This is a genomic window from Aquibacillus rhizosphaerae (assembly GCF_030282825.1).
Lineage (GTDB): Bacteria > Bacillota > Bacilli > Bacillales > Amphibacillaceae > Aquibacillus_C > Aquibacillus_C rhizosphaerae.
In genome coordinates, this window is record NZ_JASTZU010000063.1 from 197,929 (window position 1) to 217,793 (window position 19,865).

The 19,865-nt window shown below is 34.0% G+C and carries 21 protein-coding genes; 14 read left to right on the forward strand and 7 right to left on the reverse strand.

All coding sequences use genetic code 11. The features are described from left to right. Positions 1 to 2: 2 nt before the first annotated feature. Positions 3 to 1,820, forward strand: coding sequence for an oligoendopeptidase F (gene pepF, locus QQS35_RS21070; protein WP_285934224.1), 1,818 nt, complete (start codon positions 3 to 5; stop codon positions 1,818 to 1,820). Positions 1,821 to 2,371: 551 nt separating this feature from the next. On the opposite strand, the gene QQS35_RS21075 is transcribed toward pepF, so the two are convergent. The 3 genes from QQS35_RS21075 to QQS35_RS21085 all read right to left on the reverse strand — a co-directional run bounded on the left by QQS35_RS21075 (position 2,372) and on the right by QQS35_RS21085 (position 4,381). Then, the gene (locus QQS35_RS21075; RefSeq protein WP_285934225.1) at positions 2,372 to 3,265 is read right to left on the reverse strand and encodes a ClpXP adapter SpxH family protein; all 894 of its coding nucleotides are present in this window, start codon (positions 3,263 to 3,265) and stop codon (positions 2,372 to 2,374) included. After that, positions 3,262 to 3,657: a globin domain-containing protein gene (locus tag QQS35_RS21080; protein ID WP_285934226.1), complete on the reverse strand. Its 396-nt coding sequence runs from the start codon at positions 3,655 to 3,657 to the stop codon at positions 3,262 to 3,264. The genes QQS35_RS21075 and QQS35_RS21080 overlap by 4 nt, the downstream gene beginning before the upstream one ends. A 154-nt stretch (positions 3,658 to 3,811) precedes the next feature. Then, a complete protein-coding gene (locus tag QQS35_RS21085) occupies positions 3,812 to 4,381 on the reverse strand; it encodes a CYTH domain-containing protein (RefSeq protein WP_285934227.1) in 570 nt (189 codons plus the stop codon). 339 nt (positions 4,382 to 4,720) lie between these two features. Between QQS35_RS21085 and QQS35_RS21090 the strand changes: the two genes are divergently transcribed. From QQS35_RS21090 to QQS35_RS21100, 3 genes are all read left to right on the forward strand, one after another. After that, complete coding sequence (locus tag QQS35_RS21090; RefSeq protein WP_285934228.1) at positions 4,721 to 5,341, forward strand: GTP pyrophosphokinase; 621 nt, start codon at positions 4,721 to 4,723, stop codon at positions 5,339 to 5,341. Positions 5,342 to 5,364: 23 nt separating this feature from the next. Further along, complete coding sequence (locus QQS35_RS21095) at positions 5,365 to 6,168, forward strand: NAD kinase (protein WP_285934229.1); 804 nt, start codon at positions 5,365 to 5,367, stop codon at positions 6,166 to 6,168. A 72-nt stretch (positions 6,169 to 6,240) separates the two neighbouring features. Then, a complete protein-coding gene (locus QQS35_RS21100; protein WP_285934565.1) occupies positions 6,241 to 7,086 on the forward strand; it encodes an RluA family pseudouridine synthase in 846 nt (281 codons plus the stop codon). A 375-nt stretch (positions 7,087 to 7,461) separates the two neighbouring features. On the opposite strand, the gene prpE is transcribed toward QQS35_RS21100, so the two are convergent. Together prpE and QQS35_RS21110 are read right to left on the reverse strand one after the other, a co-directional pair. Then, complete coding sequence (gene prpE / locus QQS35_RS21105) at positions 7,462 to 8,205, reverse strand: bis(5'-nucleosyl)-tetraphosphatase PrpE (protein WP_285934230.1); 744 nt, start codon at positions 8,203 to 8,205, stop codon at positions 7,462 to 7,464. 79 nt (positions 8,206 to 8,284) lie between these two features. Further along, positions 8,285 to 9,457, reverse strand: coding sequence for an FtsW/RodA/SpoVE family cell cycle protein (locus tag QQS35_RS21110; protein ID WP_285934231.1), 1,173 nt, complete (start codon positions 9,455 to 9,457; stop codon positions 8,285 to 8,287). 378 nt (positions 9,458 to 9,835) lie between these two features. On the opposite strand from QQS35_RS21110, the gene mgtE reads away from it, so the two are divergent. The 4 genes from mgtE to QQS35_RS21130 all read left to right on the forward strand — a co-directional run bounded on the left by mgtE (position 9,836) and on the right by QQS35_RS21130 (position 14,861). Further along, positions 9,836 to 11,203 carry a magnesium transporter gene (gene mgtE, locus QQS35_RS21115; protein ID WP_285934232.1) on the forward strand — a complete coding sequence of 456 codons (1,368 nt, stop codon included), beginning with the start codon at positions 9,836 to 9,838 and terminating at the stop codon, positions 11,201 to 11,203. Between the two features lie 18 nt (positions 11,204 to 11,221). Next, complete coding sequence (locus tag QQS35_RS21120) at positions 11,222 to 13,084, forward strand: monovalent cation:proton antiporter family protein (RefSeq protein WP_285934233.1); 1,863 nt, start codon at positions 11,222 to 11,224, stop codon at positions 13,082 to 13,084. Between the two features lie 169 nt (positions 13,085 to 13,253). Continuing rightward, positions 13,254 to 14,033, forward strand: coding sequence for an enoyl-ACP reductase FabI (gene fabI, locus QQS35_RS21125; protein WP_285934234.1), 780 nt, complete (start codon positions 13,254 to 13,256; stop codon positions 14,031 to 14,033). A gap of 198 nt (positions 14,034 to 14,231) precedes the next feature. After that, complete coding sequence (locus tag QQS35_RS21130; protein ID WP_285934235.1) at positions 14,232 to 14,861, forward strand: CotO family spore coat protein; 630 nt, start codon at positions 14,232 to 14,234, stop codon at positions 14,859 to 14,861. Positions 14,862 to 14,913: 52 nt separating this feature from the next. Here QQS35_RS21130 and QQS35_RS21135 read toward each other — a convergent pair whose 3' ends face one another. Then, positions 14,914 to 15,372, reverse strand: a complete 459-nt coding sequence (locus QQS35_RS21135) for a CotY/CotZ family spore coat protein (RefSeq protein WP_285934236.1) — start codon at positions 15,370 to 15,372, stop codon at positions 14,914 to 14,916. A gap of 211 nt (positions 15,373 to 15,583) precedes the next feature. Here QQS35_RS21135 and QQS35_RS21140 point away from each other — a divergent pair, with 211 nt between their 5' ends. The 4 genes from QQS35_RS21140 (at position 15,584) to QQS35_RS21155 (ending at position 17,453) form a co-directional block, all read left to right on the forward strand. Then, positions 15,584 to 15,862: a hypothetical protein gene (locus QQS35_RS21140; RefSeq protein WP_285934237.1), complete on the forward strand. Its 279-nt coding sequence runs from the start codon at positions 15,584 to 15,586 to the stop codon at positions 15,860 to 15,862. 58 nt (positions 15,863 to 15,920) lie between these two features. Then, entirely contained in the window at positions 15,921 to 16,124 is a 204-nt protein-coding gene (locus tag QQS35_RS21145; protein WP_285934238.1) for a hypothetical protein, read from the forward strand. Positions 16,125 to 16,206: 82 nt separating this feature from the next. Continuing rightward, positions 16,207 to 16,479: a hypothetical protein gene (locus QQS35_RS21150; RefSeq protein ID WP_285934239.1), complete on the forward strand. Its 273-nt coding sequence runs from the start codon at positions 16,207 to 16,209 to the stop codon at positions 16,477 to 16,479. 68 nt (positions 16,480 to 16,547) lie between these two features. After that, a complete protein-coding gene (locus QQS35_RS21155) occupies positions 16,548 to 17,453 on the forward strand; it encodes an MBL fold metallo-hydrolase (RefSeq protein WP_285934240.1) in 906 nt (301 codons plus the stop codon). A gap of 33 nt (positions 17,454 to 17,486) precedes the next feature. On the opposite strand, the gene QQS35_RS21160 is transcribed toward QQS35_RS21155, so the two are convergent. Further along, positions 17,487 to 18,164, reverse strand: a complete 678-nt coding sequence (locus tag QQS35_RS21160) for a DUF421 domain-containing protein (RefSeq protein ID WP_331490899.1) — start codon at positions 18,162 to 18,164, stop codon at positions 17,487 to 17,489. 219 nt (positions 18,165 to 18,383) lie between these two features. On the opposite strand from QQS35_RS21160, the gene QQS35_RS21165 reads away from it, so the two are divergent. Both QQS35_RS21165 and trhA read left to right on the forward strand, forming a co-directional pair. After that, the gene (locus QQS35_RS21165; protein WP_285934241.1) at positions 18,384 to 18,890 is read left to right on the forward strand and encodes a hypothetical protein; all 507 of its coding nucleotides are present in this window, start codon (positions 18,384 to 18,386) and stop codon (positions 18,888 to 18,890) included. A 331-nt stretch (positions 18,891 to 19,221) separates the two neighbouring features. Next, positions 19,222 to 19,863 (forward strand): PAQR family membrane homeostasis protein TrhA, encoded by a 642-nt coding sequence (gene trhA / locus QQS35_RS21170; protein WP_285934243.1) that lies wholly within the window; start codon positions 19,222 to 19,224, stop codon positions 19,861 to 19,863. Positions 19,864 to 19,865: the final 2 nt, after the last annotated feature.

Genomic DNA, 19,865 nt, shown 5'->3' on the forward strand with positions numbered 1-19,865 from the left:
TTATGTCACAAACAACCAAAGAATTAAAAAACCGAAAGCAAGTATCAGAAGAAAACACATGGAAACTAGAAGATATTTTTGCATCAGATCAAGCATGGGAAAAAGAGCTAGATGATTTAAAAGAGCAAATTCCAGCTTTTAAAGCATATCAAGGAAAAATTGCTGAATCAGCGGAATCTTTATATGGGCTATTAAAACTTCAAGATGAAGTATCTCAAAGAATTGGAAAGTTATATACATATGCTCATATGAGGTATGATCAAGACACGACTAATTCTTTTTATCAGGCACTTAATGGCAAAGCAGAAAGTGCTATTACACAAGCTTCAAGTGCAATGAGCTTTATCGTCCCAGAAATCTTATCTATCGATGAGGAAACGTTAAATAAGTTCTTGGAAGAAAAGCAAGAATTAAAGCTTTATAAACATGCTTTAGGTGAAATTACAAGACAACGTCCACATATCCTTAGTCAAAAAGAAGAGGAGTTATTAGCTGAAGCATCCGAAGTTATGGAAAATTCCGCGCAAACGTTTGGTATGCTGAACAATGCAGATTTAACTTTTCCTTGCGTAAAAGATGAAGAAGGTAATGAAGTAGAACTTACACACGGCCGTTACATTAACTTTTTAGAGTCTGATAAGCAAGAAGTAAGAAGAGATGCATTTAAAGCTATGTATGGCACGTTTGGCAGTTTTAAGAACACATTCTCATCTACACTATCAGGCGCAGTTAAGAAAAACAATTTTTATGCTAAAGTTCGTAATTATGATTCTGCAAGGCATGCTGCATTAAACAATAATAATATTCCTGAGCAGGTGTACGATAATCTTGTTGAGTCTATAAATGAAAGGATTTCTTTACTTCACCGCTATGTGGCTTTACGTAAAAGAGTCCTAAACCTTGAAGAGCTTCATATGTATGATTTATATACACCATTAGTCAAAAATGTAAAAATGAAGTTCTCATATGAAGAAGCGCAATCTCATATTTTAAAAGGATTAGAACCGCTTGGTGAAGAGTATGTAAAACGAGTAAAAGAAGGATTTGATAATCGCTGGATTGATGTCGAAGAAAATAAAGGGAAAAGAAGTGGAGCATACTCTTCAGGTGCTTACGGAACGAATCCTTATATTTTAATGAATTGGCAGGATAACTTAAATAATTTATTCACGCTCGGTCATGAATTAGGGCACTCATTACACAGCTATTACACTAGAGAAAACCAGCCGTTTCGTTATGGAAACTATTCCATTTTTGTAGCAGAAGTTGCCTCGACCTGTAATGAAGCATTGTTAAATGAATATATGATAAATCAAACAACAGATGAAAAAGAAAAATTGTTTTTAATAAATAACTTTCTTGAAGGGTTCCGTGGAACTGTATTTAGACAGACAATGTTTGCTGAATATGAGCATAGTATTCATGTTCTTGCTCAAAATGGTGAAGCTTTGACAGCAGATAAACTTACTGAAGTGTATTATGATTTAAACAAAAAATACTTTGGTGATGAATTAATTATTGATGAAGAAATCGGTTTAGAGTGGGCTCGTATCCCACATTTCTATTACAATTATTACGTATATCAATATGCAACAGGTTATGCTGCAGCTCAGTCTTTGGCTTCACAAATACTTAAGGAAAAAGGGCCGGCGGTAGAGCGATATTTGGATTTCCTAAAAGCGGGAAATAGTGATTATCCAATAGAAGTGTTAAAGCGAGCTGGTGTTAACATGACAGAAAAGGCACCAATTTTGTCCGCTCTAGATGTCTTTGAAGATAAATTAGAAGAAATGGAAAAATTGTTAGATAAAATGGAATAAGTTAAAAAAATCAAGATGACTGCTGGCATGCAGTCATCTTGATTTTACTTAAATCCTCGAAAAGCTCTTCTCCGAGTGAAAGAAAAAAGTGTTAAATAAATTGATATCAATAACATAGGAAATGTTATGATCATGGGAATAAGCCTCATTAATCCAAAAATGTTAAAACAAAAGGCTACTAGTGTTAAGACAAGAAAAAAGTAAGGAAAGAAGCGCTCCATTAAAAACCCTCCTTTTTCAGGTATATAAGATAATAAAATGTATGAGTTAAATTTAGAAAATAGAAGTGTGACAGTTTTGTGAATTAATACACAATGCTATTGCATAATGGATAATACCCTGTTATATTTTAATTGTGAGATGTTTAACAAACAAAAACCCCTTTGTTTGACCTGAAACTTTCTCCCATCCCCCCTTGTCTAGAAATAGACTAGGAAAAAAGATATGTCAAAGGCATATCTTTTTTATTTTTTTCAGCTAATCGCTCTAAAACAATGGAGTAGATTAACTTAATTTTAATCAAAAAAAACCCTTGATAATAACAAGGGCAATTATTGCACATACTTCCAAAAACAACCGTACTTGACGGGGACTTTTTCTACCATTTGTTTAATTTGTAGTTTCTTCATTTCTTTTTCAGCTTTTTCATTGGACCAATCATATACAACAGCAATTTCGTTTGTACCTACAAAGTCATAATGGGATAAGAAATCTTCAAGCGAAGGTTTTTGAGCAGGTGTTGGATCTTTTTGTAGCATCTGCTTAAGCACTCTTACATAAATTTCGTAAGGATAAAGTCCAGATAATTTTAAACCTTCTTCTTCTTCAGATTCATTAAAGTAGACCATTGTTGGAATGTATTCTACATCCATTTCTTTAGTTAGTTTTAAATCACATTGCAAGGCCTTTCTAGCAGAGGTTGAATATAAATCATTTTTAAATTCTTCTATATCTAACTTTGCTTCTTCCGCGCATTTAGTAAGAACACTCTCTTTAGAGATATCTTTCTTATCGAGAAATACATATTCTTGAAGTTTCCTTAGAAATTTTCTCCCGGCTTTTTTACCTTGCAATTCTGCAGCTTTAATTGCAAGAGATGCTATCCATGGAAATGAAATAGGGTTCTCAATCCATAGGTCTCCATCACAACTCATACCGGTACGACTAGCTGTTTTTTCCCATATATCTTTAAGTTTTTTTGGTTTATCAAATTTATCTTTATTTAAGGTAGCTAACTGACCACTTAGAATCGTACGAATAGTGAAGAACCTACCGTATTCAATAGATAATTTCTTTAAATATGGTTCTAAAGACCAACATTCTGGACATAGCGGATCAACAAAAACATATAACTCAACTGGTTTTTTTAACAGATCGAAAAAGCCATACTGTGCCGTAGTATTTGTTTCTTGCTTATTTGATGGCCCAGATGGGTTCCAAATCACATCGATTCTCCTTTCTGTTCTTCCGGTGTATTCATCATATGTTGAGCGGTTAATGTTAAACGTTCAAACATCACACTTTTATAAGGCTCTTCTATAGAAATCTCTTCTAAAGCTTCCTTCATGCAAGACAACCATGCATCTTTTCTTGATGGTGTTATTGGAAACTCCATATGTCTTCTTCTTAACATTGGATGTCCATGTTCTTCAATATATAAAGCGGGTCCGCCAAAAAATTGTGTTAGGAATTGCTTTTGCTTTCTTGCAGTTTCAGTTAAATCAACAGGAAAAATAGGAGCTAACTCTGAATGGTTTGCAACTTTTGCATAAAATGCATCCACCAAAGTATCTATTTTTTCCTGTCCTCCAATAGCTTCATAAATGCTACCTGTCATATATAACAAACCCTTCAACCGTATCGTGATATAGTACTGTTCATTTGTAATTTATTGTAACAGGCAATGGTTAACTTGGGCAACTTATCTGTTTGAACAGCTTCAAGCTTTATAGGTAATATGAAGGAGAATACATACCTAGTAAAATAATGTGTTAAAGTGTTGAATAAAAGCGTTTAATTTTATTTGGAGTAACTCTTTTAGGAATATTATGTTCATTTAATAGGTTATTAAAAATGGTTTCCCCATGATTTTTGTTCTTTGCTTCAATCTCCAATTCATAATCAGACGTATTACTATAGCTACTGTAGTCTAGAACAATAGTAGTATCTTTATAAGTAGTCTCTAAACGGTGTGTTGAAAGTTTTCCACCATAGTGTAAATCAGCAAAATCAACGCCTAATTGGTTGAGTTGTTTTGCGACATGTGGTTTTGGAATAATATCATTATTGAACCATGAATGTGCTTCGGCTTCGGATAATGTATCATGAGTTTCAAGCAAGCCTTCTGGATGTGGTTCTTTTAATGTTAGCTGAAATAAATGATTTTTTTCACGAATTCGAAGAGCGGAATTTTTTTCCTTTAGTTTAAAATCTTTTGTTTCAAAGTAGTGGTTAGTCTGAATGATTGCATCTTCTTTTTTAAATTCAAAATATTGAAGTAGTTGCTCATATTCCGTTTCTGTTAACAAATTTTTAAATTCAATTTCGATTTCCTGCGCCATATTTAAGAATCCCCCTGTATTTGTGTTTATTTATATTTTGTAGAATTTATTAAGAAATTGCAAAAGTTAACTATCTCTATACCTTAATATTTGTCTCTAGTATATGGAGTTTAAAGAATATTAACAGGTATGAGGGGTGTATTGTTGATAATTTAAAAGATTAAATCTAAGTATCTTCCTTAATGAGAAGATACTATAAAAATAGGACAACATATAAGAATAGGAAAGATTCTACAAAGTAGGATGTAACCGACTTTTTGTTCACTTTGTGATACAATTATATTAAAAGATTTCATTCATGTGATATGCTGAAAGAGATGATAAAAGGTGGTGCATGCTATGAATTGGGAGGCTTTTTTGGCACCTTATGTGCAGGTAGTTGAAGAGTTGAAAGTTAAATTAAGAGGTATGAGAGCACAATTCGAATATGAATCCAAACACTCCCCAATTGAGTTTGTTACTGGGAGAGTTAAGCCTTTGACAAGTATTTTGGAAAAGGCTAGCTTAAAAAATCTACCCATGAATAAACTGGAGGAAGAAATCCAAGATATTGCTGGGGTAAGAGTGGTTTGCCAATTTGTAGATGATATCTATACTATTATTAACATGTTACGATCAAGAAATGACTTTCAAATTATTGAAGAAAAAGACTACATAAGAGAAAAAAAGGACAGTGGTTATAGATCTTACCACATTATCATAAGATATCCTGTTGCAACGATACGTGGTGAGAAACAAGTAATTGCAGAAATACAAATACGAACATTAGCGATGAACTTTTGGGCAACAAACGAGCACTCTTTAAATTATAAATATGATGGTCAGATTCCTAGTGATGTAAAAGCAAGGTTGAAACGTGCAGCTGAGGCCGCTTTTAAGCTTGATGAAGAGATGTCGAAAATCAAAGATGAAGTACAAGAAGCTCAACGGGTTTTTTATCAAAATAAAAATAAACACTAATGAAGGGAGCCCTTCCTAATACTATGAAATTTTCAATTACATCTAAAGGTGATAGAAAGTCCGAGGATATCAAAAAAAGAATTATTCAATATTTAGAAGACTTTGAATTGGAATATGATAAAGAGGAACCTGATCTAGCAATATCTGTAGGTGGTGACGGGACATTTCTTGAAGCCTTTCATACCTATAGTGATCGCTTGGAACGCACTGCGTTTATAGGTGTTCATACAGGGCACTTAGGTTTTTATGCTGATTGGGTACCTGATGAGGTGGAAAAGCTAGTTATCGAAATTGCGAAAAATCCATATCAAATTATTGAATATCCATTATTAGAAATACAGATACATCCAAAAAATGGTGGAGAGATAGATCGATACTTAGCTTTGAATGAAGGGTCTGTTAAGACTGCAGAAGGTTCCGTTGTGCTTGATGTAAATATCAAGGGAGAGCATTTTGAGCGTTTTCGTGGTGATGGCTTATGTATTTCTACACCTTCTGGAAGTACGGCATATAATAAAGCCCTAGGAGGCGGTATTATCCACCCGTCACTAGAAACGATTCAGGTTACAGAGATGGCCTCGATTAACAATCGGGTTTTTCGTACAGTTGGTTCTCCATTAATATTACCAAAACATCATGTTTGTGAACTTATACCAATTCATGATGACCGGAGTTTTTTAATTACCGTCGACCATATAACGAAAACATATACAGATGTCAGATCTATAGAATGCAGTGTATCAGACAAAAAAATCCGATTTGCTAGATTTCGTTCTTTTCCATTTTGGAAGAGGGTACATGATTCATTTATATCAGATGAACGGTAGATAATTTAGCTTAGTAGTACTTAGAAGGGTGACAACATTGTGAAAAGTAAAGTTTTAAAAGAGCATGAAGGTATGCTCCTGCGAGAATACCTTTCACAAGTAGGTGGTTTTTCACGTCGGATTATTAAAGTAGTAAAATTTCAAGGCGGTAGTCTGCTTGTAAATGGAGAAATTGCAACGGTTCGTAGAATGCTCAAAGTTGGTGATGAAGTTGACGTTATCTTTCCTGTTGAAACTAGAGGCGCTTTTATGAAGCCGGAAAATATGACACTTGACATTATCTATGAAGACCAAGACGTAATGGTAATTAATAAACCAGCTGGAATTGCAACCATCCCTTCTCTTCATCATCCTTCTGGAACGATTGCTAATGGAATCCTTGGATATTATGAAGCAAAACAGATAGCATATACAGTACATATCGTTACGAGGTTAGATAGAGATACATCGGGTTTGTTACTAATTGCAAAGCATCGATTTAGTCATTCTCTTTTATCCAGTGATCAAAAACAAGGTAAAGTTAATCGCCGTTATTTTGCTATTATCGAGGGGGGAATGTCCCAGGTTAGTGGAGTAATTGATGCTCCAATTGCAAGACACCCCGATTCCATTATTGAAAGAGTGGTTGCAGACGATGGTCAAAGAGCAGTTACTCATTATCATGTGGAAAAAGAGAGTGAGAGCCATTCTTTACTAGATGTGAAACTTGAAACTGGTCGTACACACCAAATTAGGGTGCATTTTTCCTATTTGGGATTTCCCTTAGCTGGTGATGATCTCTATGGAGGCAGTAAAGCACATATTAATCGCCAAGCGTTACATTGTAGGTCATTGACTTTTACACATCCTATTAGTAGAAAAGAGCTGTTTTTTTCTTCTCCAATACCAGAAGATATGAGCAATATAATAAATAAATAACCCTTCTTCTATGAAGAGGGGTTATTTTTATAGCCATTTTTCTAAGTTTGTGGTTAATTATGACAAATAAAATATAAAGTCTGCACTAATTATTTTTAACTTCTATGAAATACTTTCCTAGTCTAGTGGTAAATCGACGCTACGGAAAAATACTCGCTTTCCATGGGGAACGCTTCAGTCTCCTCGTGAGCAAATGTTTTAGGGTGGGGCGAGTGATTGCAGTCCCACGAGCTGAAGATCCACTCAGAAGCGGAAATCAACATAGCTATTAGTGCAATCTTTCTATCAACTGCGAAAGATTAAAAGTAAAAACCAATTTCTAGGCTGACTAATTTATGTTACTACAAGGTAATTTAGCTTCATAGAGATCATGTTTTAACTATCAAAGTAATTGAACTTTTCTTCGACTAAAGGCTGTTTGGAAGGGACAGAAACAGCTCTTTCCTCCGGCAGTCTAAATGCTGATAGTGCATTTCCGAAGACGCAACCAGTATCAATATTTATTGTTTTATTCACAATCCGAGGTTCTTTTACAGGTGTATGTCCATAAACAATCCAACGTTCACCTTGATAGTTCTGCGCCCAATCTCTCCTTACAGGACGCCCATCTAGATGAGTTTCCCCTGTTATATCTCCATAAAATACAAAGGTCTTCACTTTTTTATTATTTTTTCCAATCAGATCTTCACGAATACCGGCATGAGCAACAATAGTATTTACTTCAGGAAGCTCTATATATATGGCTGCATTTTCATAAAGAGAAATGAACCGATAGCGTACTTGTTTCTGTCGCTTTTGGTTTAACTTTTTGAATTCGGAAACGGTAGTTTCTAGCCCATGTTGTTCTTTAACATTATTTCCTAAAAAATAGCGATACAATTTATTACAATGATTCCCAGGGACGTATTTAGCTATGCTTTTGTCCATTACCATCGTATAAACTAAATCGATAACTGCAATCGAGTTAGGACCGCGATCAGTGAGATCACCAACAAATACAGGTATTCTATTGTCTGGATGTTGAGGAACACCGTTTTCCCACTCATAATTTAATTTATCGAATAACTCATATAATTCATCTATACATCCATGAACATCACCAATAATATCAACTTTCATAACAATAGTCCTCCTAACTTCAACTAAAATAAAAAGGTGGTTAGCTAATAAATTATAGCTTTTCCACCTCAAATCATATCTAATCAAACATATATACTTTTGTTCTGAAATTAATATTTAGTACAATCCCAATTGCAATTAAATAGGTTAATGTCGAACTTCCTCCATAGCTAATAAATGGTAGCGGTAATCCCGTGATAGGTAGTAATTGAACGGACATCCCAATATTTTGAAATATTTGGAAAGTAAACATGCCGATAAAGCCAGTAACAAGAAAACTACCAAGTTGATCATTACTTTGTAATCCAATGTGAATTAAGCGGTAAATTAATAAGAAAAATAATGTGATTACTAGGCTTGATCCAACAAATCCAAACTGTTCAGCTATCGCAGAGAAAATCATATCGGTGTGACGTTCTGGAATATTTAACTCCATGTCTCCAATTCCTTTTCCCGATAATTGGCCAGAGCCGATGGATAACATAGCACGAACTAATTGATAGCCAGAATCACCATAAGTTTCAGGGTATAACCATCCATTAAATCGGCTTATCACGTGCTCGAACCCTACATTATCTAACAATTCCTTCGTTGCAGATGGGAATCTTATATAGAATATAACAATGGTGCCAACGCTAATTAACAGAACGATTAAGACAGAAAATAATATTCGCCACCGAATACCGGAAACCAATGTCATACAGGTAACAATCGCTGCCAGAACAAGAAATCCTCCTAAGTCGGGTTGAACTGCAATTAATCCCATTGGAGGTACAGAGATTACGACAATTTTAATTAACAACCAAATATCACTCTTGTTTGTTCTGGTTTTAAACTTTTCATTATGTTTCACCATAATATGAGCTAACATGATAATTAAAAAGACTTTCATAAACTCTGCCGGCTGGATGGTAATTCCCGGAAACCTAAACCATCCTCTTGCACCGTTTACTTCGTGTACAATTGAAGAAGGAACATTGAAAAAAAGCATTAGCAAAGTTATCATACCAAACCCATATACTATCCAGCTTATTTGTCTTAAGCGATCATAATCAATTAGCATGATAACAACAATTACCATAGATCCTATAATATACCAAACAATCTGTTGTAAAACAAAATTAGTATCTTCATAGATAGTGGGTAAAAACGGTTCTATTGTATATAGTGTAAAGCAGCTTATAATGCCTAATAAAAGGATAATTAATATTAATGAGTAATCGATATTGTTATTCGTATTTTTTGAACTCATGTCGGTACCTTTCTTTCACTTTAAATTTTGGGTAGAGTTCACTAAAGATATATTGAAACTAATTTTACAGACAAAAAATTGTCTGTATGGTAGCTTTTCATATAAAATAGGATTTATCCAAGAGTCTTAAATTTTTATACCACTCTTATAAGAAAAGATAACAGTTTAAAATATTATCCAGTAAGTGTTATGATTTTAAGTTTACAACATATTGCTACTTTTTTTAAGTATAGTTTTATAAAACTAAAAAATAGCTAATCTTTACCACAAATGTAAAACTAAATTCCGTGAAAAAAATAATAAAACAACATTTATAAGTTGACTAATATGTAGTTTCCCTATTACTATTATACGGTCTAGAGATAGGAGGGTGAACCAATGGATTATTTAGAAGCTGACGAACGAGAAAAATTATGGAATAAAGTTCAAGATGCGTTAATCAATGAACAAATTGACCAATTTCGCGCTGAATTTCTTGAGATGCACCCTTATGATCAAGCGAAAATATTCGAAGAACAATCCGAAGAGACTCGCCACATCATTTATACGTATTTGTCTCCAGAAGAAATTGCCGATGTAATAGAGCACGTCGATAGTGACTTTATTGAAGAATTTATTGCTGAAATGAATCCTTCTTTTGCAGCAAGTGTGTTGGCTGAAATGTCTACCGATGATGCTGTTGATATATTAAACGAATTAGATAAGAATAAAGTTGCAAGTTTTTTAACTATTATGGATAAAGAAGCAGCTGATGAGATTAAAGAGTTGCTTCACTATGAAGAAAAAACAGCTGGTAGTATTATGACAACGGAGTTTGTAGTCATTCGGACAACACAAACAGTCAAGGAAGCGATGAGGCATTTAAGAAAAGAGGCACCTGAAGCAGAAACCATATACTATTTATATGTTGTAGATATGGAAAAGCGCTTAGTTGGTGTAATTTCATTAAGAGATTTAATCATTGCTGAAGGTGATTGGCTTATTTCAGAGGTTATGAGTGATCGAGTAGTTTCTGTACCGGTTGGTGAAGACCAAGAGGATATTGCACAGATGATGCGAGACTATGATTTTCTAGCGCTTCCTGTTGTAGATTTTCAAAATCATTTATTGGGTATTATCACAGTTGATGACATTATGGACGTTATGGAAGAAGAAGCGAGTGATGATTACTCAAAACTAGCCGGGGTTACTGATATGGATGGCCCGGATGACAATGCATTTATTTCAGTAAAGAAAAGACTTCCTTGGCTCGTTATTCTTTTGTACCTTGGAATGTTTACAGCAAGTATTATTGGTAGGTTTGAAGAAACACTTGATCAAGTAGCTATATTAGCTGTTTTTATTCCTTTAATTGCAGGCATGGCCGGAAACACAGGTACGCAAGCATTAGCTGTCGCTGTAAGAGGAATTGCTACAGGTGAAATTAATAAACAAGGAATATCTAAAATTCTTGGACGTGAGGCTTTAACAGGCCTAATAAATGGTGTAACATGTGGAATATTAATTACGATTACTGTATATGTGTGGAAAGAGGATTTCTATTTAGGTCTTTTAGTAGGAATCTCAATTATGGCAACATTAATTGTTGCCACCATAGCTGGAGCAATGGTTCCAATTGTTATGAATCACTTTAAGATTGATCCTGCGGTGGCATCAGGTCCGTTTATTACAACAATAAATGATATCATTTCAATATTAATATATTTTGGAATGGCTACGGCGTTTATGAATTTATTAATTCACTAGGTAAAGGGGAGGTATTATATGGAACATGCAGAATCTGTTAGTTCACTTGTCATTGTAATTTTAGCTGCGTTTATAACACCAATTTTGATGCACAGGTTTCGTTTGAAAATGATTCCAGTTGTAGTAGCCGAAATTATCATAGGGCTGATTATTGGCCATAGTGGATTTAATTTAGTTGACGAAAGTACATGGCTTGAAACATTATCGACGTTAGGATTTATCTTCTTAATGTTTTTGAGTGGTTTAGAGATAGATTTTTCAATATTTGCTAATAAAAAGAACAGAGGAAGAGTTAAAAATGATGCAACAGCCATTCCAAATCCAGTTGTATTAGCTACAATCGTTTTTATTGGAATTTTTGCACTTTCCTTACTTTTATCTTATCTGTTTGTACTTGTAGGTTTTATAGATAATTTATTTTTAATGACTTTAATCATATCTACGATATCGCTAGGAGTTGTAGTGCCTACGCTTAAAGAAGCGCAGGCAATGAAAACAGCAGTTGGTCAAACAATATTATTAATAGCTGTAATCGCTGATTTGGTTACGATGATATTATTAGCGGTATTTGTTTCTTTTTATGGCGATGGATCAGGAAATATGTGGCTATTACTGATTTTATTTGGTGCAGGTATTTTATTATATTTCATCGGTAAATATTTCAGAAATCAAACATTTATCGAAACTATGTCCAAAGGAACTATTCAAATCGGAACAAGAGCTGTGTTTACACTAATTATTTTCTTAGTAGCTTTATCCGAAACTGTTGGTGCAGAGAATATTTTAGGAGCATTTTTAGCAGGTGCATTAGTCTCATTACTTTCTCCAAATCAAGAATTAGTACAAAAACTGGATAGCTTTGGTTATGGTTTTCTTATTCCTATCTTTTTTGTAATGGTAGGTGTCGATATTAACATTTGGTCACTGTTTGAAGACCCAACTGTTATTGCACTGATTCCATTATTGTTTATCGCATTATTGCTTTCAAAACTTATTCCTGTGGCAATATTAAGTAAATGGTATGATTGGAAAACTGTATTTAGTGCAGGAATGATTTTAACCTCAACCTTATCCCTAGTTATCGCTGCTGCGACGATAGGGGAACGGATGGGTGTTATTAATAAACAAATGGAAGGTGCTCTAATATTAGTAGCCGTATTGACTTGTTTAGTTACACCACCTTTCTTCAAAAAATTCTATGTTAAACAAGAAGAAGTTCCACATAAACAAATTATATCTTTTGTTGGATCCAACCAAGCAACTTTACCGGTTGTAAGAGAATTAGATCAATCTTCATTTGAGGCTCATTTGTATCACACAAGACAAGATAAAATTGATGAAAAGATTACAAGATCTGTTTTTGATATTACTCAACTAGATAATTACGATATTGTAAACCTAAAGAATCAAGGTGTATTTGATGTTGATATGGTTGTAGTTTCAACAGGTAATGAAGGATTAAATGCAGAGATTGCATCGTATGCAAAAGAAAAAGGCGTAGCACGTGTTATTGCAAGAGCTGAATCTTCAAGAATTGATCAAGAATTAAAAGGAAAAGGTATCGATGTTTTCTCTGTGTTGCTCTCAACAAAAACATTGTTAAAAGCATTAATTGAGGCACCGAGTGTTGTTGATATTCTAACGAATCAAGAAAATGCACTTTACGAAATTAGTATGAATAATCCAATGTACAATGGTGTTATGTTAAGGAAATTCCCTTTTAATGGAGATGTAATCATGGTACGTATATTTAGAGGAAAGGATTCCATTGTTCCCCACGGCGATACTGAATTACGATTAGGTGATCGCCTTATTGTAACAGGCTCTAATGAATATGTGGATGAATTACAGTCCATTTTAGAATATGGTAGTCCATATTAAAAAAGTTAGCGAAAGGTCCTGCTCAATTAGCAGGGCTTTTCTTATTAACTTAGAAAAGAGATTTCTTTGATATATAATTGAGTTTCTAGTGAAATTAAGCTAAAATAGGACTAGGTACTAATAACAAGGTATAAAAAAGGTGAGTATTTAGATAAGAGGAGGATGAGTGATGAATTTTTCATTAGAAGGACGTACATATGTGATTATGGGTGTTGCGAATAAACGGAGTATTGCATGGGGGATTGCACGGTCATTACATGAAGCAGGAGCACGTCTTATTTTCACCTATGCTTCTGAACGTTTTGAAAAACCAGTAAGAGAGTTAGTTTCGTCACTAGATGGACAAGAAGCACTTTTTTATGAGTGTGATGTAACGGATGATCAAGCGGTAAATACTACATTTGGTCAAATCAAACAAGATGTTGGTACAATTCACGGTTTAGCACATTGTATTGCTTTTGCAAAAAAAGAAGATTTACAGGGTGAATTTGTGGATACGAGTCGTGACGGTTTTCTTTTAGCGCATAATATAAGTGCCTATTCACTTGTATCGGTGGCACGTGCAGCGCAACCGCTTATGACAGAGGGTGGCGGTATTGTTACGCTGACTTATTTAGGCGGCGAACGTGTCGTGCAAAATTATAATGTCATGGGTGTTGCCAAAGCTAGTCTTGATGCAAGCATGAAGTATTTGGCAAATGATTTAGGTAAACATGGCGTTCGCGTAAATGCAATTTCAGCTGGTCCGATCCGTACTTTATCGGCAAAAGGTGTCGGTGATTTTAATTCTATTTTAAAACAGATTGAAGAAAAAGCACCACTTCGTCGTCCGGTAACACAAGAAGAGGTAGGAGATACAGCATATTATTTGTTAAGTGATCTTTCTCGAGGCGTAACCGGAGAAATCATTCATGTTGATTCAGGATATAACATTCTAGGTTTATCATAGAAAAAAGGTCTGATTTGAGTTTTGAAAACTTGAATTAGGCTTTTTTTTATTTGTCTTAATAATAGGTGTTTCTTAGTTTTTCAATGTGAGACGAGGCTTCGTTTTGTGGTGAGAATAACTTAATTTTTTGGGCACATTTCTTAATTTCTTACATATAATGTCTGGAAGAGTTTTGAGTAGAGGAGTGTAATCCATTTTATGAAAAGAAAAAAAGCGTATGCAAAGAATCCAATGTTGTATATTTCTCAGCCCGAATTCAAACAACCTACAGCGTCTATGCAGTCAAAATATAGAACACCAAAAAAGAAGAAAGAAAGACAACCAATGAATCTTGATGTTTCGGACAGAGCAAAGAAAATTAAAAAGAAAAAACCTAAAGTAAAACCAATTGAAAAAGAAGAGAAAGATTTTATTTATGGAGACCAAGAGGATGTCATAGAAGAAATACAGGATGACAATAATGAAAAAAGTGAGAAAACTAGTGATGAATCTGTTGATACAGACTCAGAATATGTAACAGGTAATGAAGATGAAGGAGAATCTAAATCGAATAAAAAAGATGAAAATCAGAATAAATCTGTGATTCGTCCTCAAACTGGTCGAAAAAGATTTGGAGACATGACGATAGAGGAGAAGATTTATTACTTTGTTGGTCTTCCTTCGCAGGTACCGAGAATGAAATGTGAAGTTCTAACAGAAAATGAGCGGCATAGGGGAGTTATAACTGATTACCGGGATGAATTTGTCCACATGATAACTGTAAAAAGACCTAGAAACAAAACAATTCCTATTGATGAAATTAAAAAAATACGGTTGATAAGTTTTTAACAAACAAAAAGGGTCGCCTCAAAAAAGAGGCAGACCCTTAAATGCGTACTAATTAGTCAAGCGCATTAATTGCTGGAAGACAAGTGATGTGGCAGAAGCAGTCTAAATCAACTGTAATGCATACACCAGTTACTTCTAAGTGACTAGTATCTTGTTTTGCAGGAGAACATGGATCATCTTCGTGATCATCATCTTCACGTAGTAACTCTAGTACTGCACAGTTATCTTCGTCTACAGATTTAACACGGAAATAGAAGCTACCAAATGCATCTCCTAAATCTTCTACTGGTACCCCGTATCCTTTAAATGGTTTACAGTCACCTTTACAGTAAAGAATTACTGGAACAGTATCTAGATTGTTTGCTGATGGAGAAGTGTCTCCTAGTAAATCAGAAATTGATTGTTCACAGCTAGTAGTACAATCACTTACTAAATCTGTTTGAGCGTCTGCAATCTCACGTAAAATATCCGCTACACAGTTTCCTGAATCAAATTTACTTCCACATGCCATTGTATCTTACCCCTTCCAAATTTTATTGACTCATTCGTCACTAATAGACTATGTAAAACCACTCCTAATGTGTGGGCAAACACCTTTCTCTATAAAAATGAGGAAAATGCCTTTGGATTATAGTAAAACCGGGCTGATGTCCATATCCTTTCTTAGACTCTTACATAGGATAATAGCGACCAAGTTTTCTAATAAAGGAGTGGAAATTTAAATGTCTGAAAAGAAAAAAGTCATTTATGTGAAAGACTTAGTAATAAAAGCTGACAATGTAACGATCGAACCACCAAAACATCAGCCACGTCCGCGACCAATCGATCCATTTTTCGGTCCAAGAAGAGAAGAATTCTTAGCAGAAGAAGTGGTGGAAGATAAACACGAAAAAAAAGAAGAAGTTGAAGCGGATGAAGAAGTTGAAACAGTAGAGGATGATTATAAAAAAGAAGACGATCAGAGAGATGATGATCATAGAAGACCATTTTCTTGGATATAATCTTTTATTGAGGTAGCTTTTAAGGCTACCTTATTTTTTTAGGAGGAGTGAGTAGAATATGTTGTCAAAGTTTCACCAACAGGTAATTAAAAATTTAAGGATATTTGATAAACATCTAAACAAGAATGAGAAATGGTTACAAAGACCAGAAATAAGTATGAAAGAGTTTGAAGGTGAAATAACTGAATGGAATCGTTCTTTTATAAATAGTATGAATGAATTAGAAAAAACAATGGGTGATTATCGTGAGGAGCGCCGTTAATATAAATAAATGTTAACTTTAAGGCATACTTTATATCAAAAAAGGGTATAAGTTAGTATAGCGTGTATGAGGAGGAAAAATGATGGGATATATTTTACCAATAGTTAATTACCAGTATGAACAGTATCAGAACCGGATATCACAACCGAAAAGAGATCCATATCCAATCGAACAACCCTATCCTGCACAGTTAAGTATGTCTTATACACAAGAAGATCAACAACAATATCAACAGTTATCACAAATGCAAACAAAAGAAGAGCAACAAATAACCATGAAACAAAACAATGAAGTCATCGAAAAAGTCTATACAGAACTAACTGGAAAAGGACAGTATTTGAATGAAATTGTTTAATTCTATTGGAATTCCAAGGTGAAATTCTGTATTCTATACCTAACCCCCTTTAATAAGGAGTAGGTAGAATGGAATTAAGGAGAATAAACCAAACGTGTTTTTACTTTCATGGTCCAGTGAATATCGGATATGTACATCTTAATTCACAAGGGATGTTGATTGATTCAGGTATTGATAAAGCAACAATGAAAAAAGTGTTAAGGCAAATCAAAGAAAATGAGCTTCCAATCACGCATCTGTTTATTACCCACGCACATGCTGATCATTTTGGTGGAGCGCATTACTTGCAAGAGCAACATCATATACTTACAATTGCTCCATTCTTAGAAGAAGCAATTATGCGTTATCCCGTGTTAGAACCAACCTATTTATTTACTGGTAATGATCCACTTCCTGAACTTCGCAATAAATTTTTGGAAGCAAATCCAATTAGAATTGATCGAGTGATTGAAGAAGGGCAATATCAAATTGATCAATTCACCTTTAAAACTATTCTTTTAGCTGGTCATAGTTATTATCAATTAGCGTTTCATATCGATAATGTTCTGTTTGCAGCTGATGGATACTTTGGTGAAGAACAACTCTTTAAGCATAAAATTCCATTTCTAACTGACGCAGACCTAGCGATAAAAAGTTTATACAAATTAAAAGAAATTCAATGTGATGGAGCTTTGCCTGGTCATGGTGAATATGAAGAAAATTTTCAAATTACTGTAGATAAAAATATTAAATATCATCATAACTTGTTAAATTGGTTAGAGCAAAAAATCATTTGCTATCCAGAAGGATTAACGCATGAAACAATCGTTGCAGATATGTGTCTACACTTTGGAGTCCAATCAACCCAGTTGTCTCAGTGGGTGTTATTTCGAACGGCTGTTACAAGCTATATCATAGCGTTAATAAAACAAGAAAAAATAATAAGTGAGATTGAAGATGCAAAGTGGATACTACGCGCGCGTGACAAAAAGTGAAGATCTAGAGAGATCCTCACTTTTTCTATGTAATTAAAATGTTTGTACATACAATGCCTCACCTTTTTGATACTCTGCATAAAAAACGTCTTTGTGCGAGCGAACATTCTGTTTGTTTAATTCTTCTTTTAGCCAAGGTTCGTCTTTTCCTATCTCATGTAAACTATCCTTAATTATTTCCCCGTCATTGATTAACATGAATGGTAAATATACATCCTGTGCCATCAAGTTCATGTCTTGACGTGTTGGTGTTTGATCCAGAGTCTTTTTTAAGACTGATAACGACCCATCCGTTTCTAACACAGCATATTCTACTTCTTTTACAGAGAATGCCCCTTTACCACGGAGAAGATGGAGCAATTGATTTGCGTCTAACTTACTCTTTTTCATCTCTTCACGTTGCATTTTACCTTTATGTATTATTAAGTTAGGCTTTCCCTCAAATAATGCCCGTGTTCTTTTAAACCTTTGAGTTAATAACTCTGTTATATACAGTAAACTTCCCCAAAGAAATACAGCAAAAGCAATTTCTTTAATACCCGATTGGTCATCAAAAATTGCATTCCCAACAAGTTCCCCAAATATTAGTGCAGATATAAAATCAAATGCTGTTAGCTGAGAAATTTGTGTTTTCCCAATTATCTTAGCAATCATAAATAATGCAAAAAAACCAAATAGTGTTTCCACTAAAATCGAACCAGTTCTACCCAATCTGACTCATCCCCTCCATTGAAAATTCATTACCTATTGTTGACCAAACCAACCTATTTCATACGAAAGGAAGTGAACTGACAAGTATAAAAAATTAAATGCAGCAAATAAAATCCACTGGGACATATGTTAAAATATGATTATTATAGAGTTGATAATAATACCAATCGAGGTAACCTATTTTAAATGTAATAGAGCTATTCAAGGGAGTGCGTAATCTTGTCAAAAAAATCTTATTTCTTTTTGATAGTGGGATTAATAATAGTAATTTTTTGGTATGTATTTAACTATGGACTTCCTTGGAACTACATGGAAGCTAAACGTTCTTTCCAAAGTCATTTGGCTTCATACGATGAAGAATTAGTATTAGGTAGTGTTGAATATGACTTTATACATAGTTCATATACTGGTTCAGCTTATGAAAAAGAAAATCCCGATATAAGATTTTATATAGGGGAATCATTGTATTCAGGAGCTATTGAAGATACGTATAAATTAGAAAAGATGCATGACCAAGCAACCCAAGATCTTATTGACATTTTAAATCAATATTTGCCAAATCGCCTAAGTGAAAGCGTGGAAATAGTTAAAATAGAGGATAAAGAACTTGAAGTACATATAAGTGTAAATGAAGAAGTGGAAATGGATGTGAAAAATGCAATAATTGCTGATCTTTATGATAAGGGTTATGTAACGAAACAATTTCTTATAAATATTGAAGATTAATATTCGAAGTGAAGTAATAATTGTCTATGGAAATTGTGACAACTTTGTATAAAAGAACGCTTTTTTATAGAAGCTTCAACACATGCAGTTTAAAATGTTAACTTTTCATTGCTTAGTTCTGATATAATCAATAAAAGTTACAGATTTGAGTTAACTTTTTTGACATGCTTTTTATCTGAGTCAATTTCATAATACCAATTTTGTCGTCACCTATAACAATATATAGTTGGATAAAACCATTTCCAAACTATATATTATCGCAGATGACTGAATAAGGTAATTATGAAATTGATTAATCTATGAATACAAAAGTTTAAGGGATGATGATCTATTGGCACAAACACATATTTTTTCTAAAGGTGAAGAAATCGCAAATGCGGTTACACACGGAATAGGAGCCATGTTAAGCGTTGTTGGATTAGTTGTATTGATTGTCTATTCATCAATCTATGGAACGGCTTGGCATGTAGTTAGTTTTACTATATTTGGTTCGACAATGTTCATCCTATATATGTCTTCGACAATGGTACATGCATTACCCCAAGGTAAAGCGAAGGACTTGTTTGAGATATTTGACCATTCTTCGATTTACTTATTTATTGCAGGATCCTACACACCGTTTACATTTATTGTTATAAAAGGAACTCTTGGTTGGACGATGTTTGGAATCATATGGGGATTAGCAATTGCTGGAACTGTTTTCAAAGCTTTTTTTGTTAAAAAATATCTATTTACTTCGACAGTATTGTATATTGTCATGGGATGGATGGTTGTACTTGGTTGGAACCAAATAGTTGAAAATTTAAATATTAATGGAGTTATTCTATTTGTAGCAGGCGGTATTTGTTATACATTAGGAGCTGTTTTTTACGTATGGAGAGCATTTAAATTTCACCATGCAGTATGGCACCTTTTCGTAATTGCTGGTACTACTACACACTTTTTCTGCGTATTACTCTATCTATTACCATAGAA

What these genes read in the sequence shown, in the direction of transcription:
- pepF (WP_285934224.1), top strand. Translation starts at nt 3, where the DNA reads ATGTCACAAACAACCAAAGAATTAAAAAACCGAAAGCAAGTATCAGAA.
- QQS35_RS21080 (WP_285934226.1), bottom strand. Translation starts at nt 3,657, where the DNA reads ATGACAGGTAGCATTTATGAAGCTATTGGAGGACAGGAAAAAATAGAT.
- QQS35_RS21085 (WP_285934227.1), bottom strand. Translation starts at nt 4,381, where the DNA reads ATGGCGCAGGAAATCGAAATTGAATTTAAAAATTTGTTAACAGAAACG.
- QQS35_RS21090 (WP_285934228.1), top strand. Translation starts at nt 4,721, where the DNA reads ATGAATTGGGAGGCTTTTTTGGCACCTTATGTGCAGGTAGTTGAAGAG.
- QQS35_RS21095 (WP_285934229.1), top strand. Translation starts at nt 5,365, where the DNA reads ATGAAATTTTCAATTACATCTAAAGGTGATAGAAAGTCCGAGGATATC.
- QQS35_RS21100 (WP_285934565.1), top strand. Translation starts at nt 6,241, where the DNA reads ATGCTCCTGCGAGAATACCTTTCACAAGTAGGTGGTTTTTCACGTCGG.
- prpE (WP_285934230.1), bottom strand. Translation starts at nt 8,205, where the DNA reads ATGAAAGTTGATATTATTGGTGATGTTCATGGATGTATAGATGAATTA.
- QQS35_RS21110 (WP_285934231.1), bottom strand. Translation starts at nt 9,457, where the DNA reads ATGAGTTCAAAAAATACGAATAACAATATCGATTACTCATTAATATTA.
- mgtE (WP_285934232.1), top strand. Translation starts at nt 9,836, where the DNA reads ATGGATTATTTAGAAGCTGACGAACGAGAAAAATTATGGAATAAAGTT.
- QQS35_RS21120 (WP_285934233.1), top strand. Translation starts at nt 11,222, where the DNA reads ATGGAACATGCAGAATCTGTTAGTTCACTTGTCATTGTAATTTTAGCT.
- fabI (WP_285934234.1), top strand. Translation starts at nt 13,254, where the DNA reads ATGAATTTTTCATTAGAAGGACGTACATATGTGATTATGGGTGTTGCG.
- QQS35_RS21130 (WP_285934235.1), top strand. Translation starts at nt 14,232, where the DNA reads ATGAAAAGAAAAAAAGCGTATGCAAAGAATCCAATGTTGTATATTTCT.
- QQS35_RS21135 (WP_285934236.1), bottom strand. Translation starts at nt 15,372, where the DNA reads ATGGCATGTGGAAGTAAATTTGATTCAGGAAACTGTGTAGCGGATATT.
- QQS35_RS21140 (WP_285934237.1), top strand. Translation starts at nt 15,584, where the DNA reads ATGTCTGAAAAGAAAAAAGTCATTTATGTGAAAGACTTAGTAATAAAA.
- QQS35_RS21145 (WP_285934238.1), top strand. Translation starts at nt 15,921, where the DNA reads ATGTTGTCAAAGTTTCACCAACAGGTAATTAAAAATTTAAGGATATTT.
- QQS35_RS21150 (WP_285934239.1), top strand. Translation starts at nt 16,207, where the DNA reads ATGGGATATATTTTACCAATAGTTAATTACCAGTATGAACAGTATCAG.
- QQS35_RS21155 (WP_285934240.1), top strand. Translation starts at nt 16,548, where the DNA reads ATGGAATTAAGGAGAATAAACCAAACGTGTTTTTACTTTCATGGTCCA.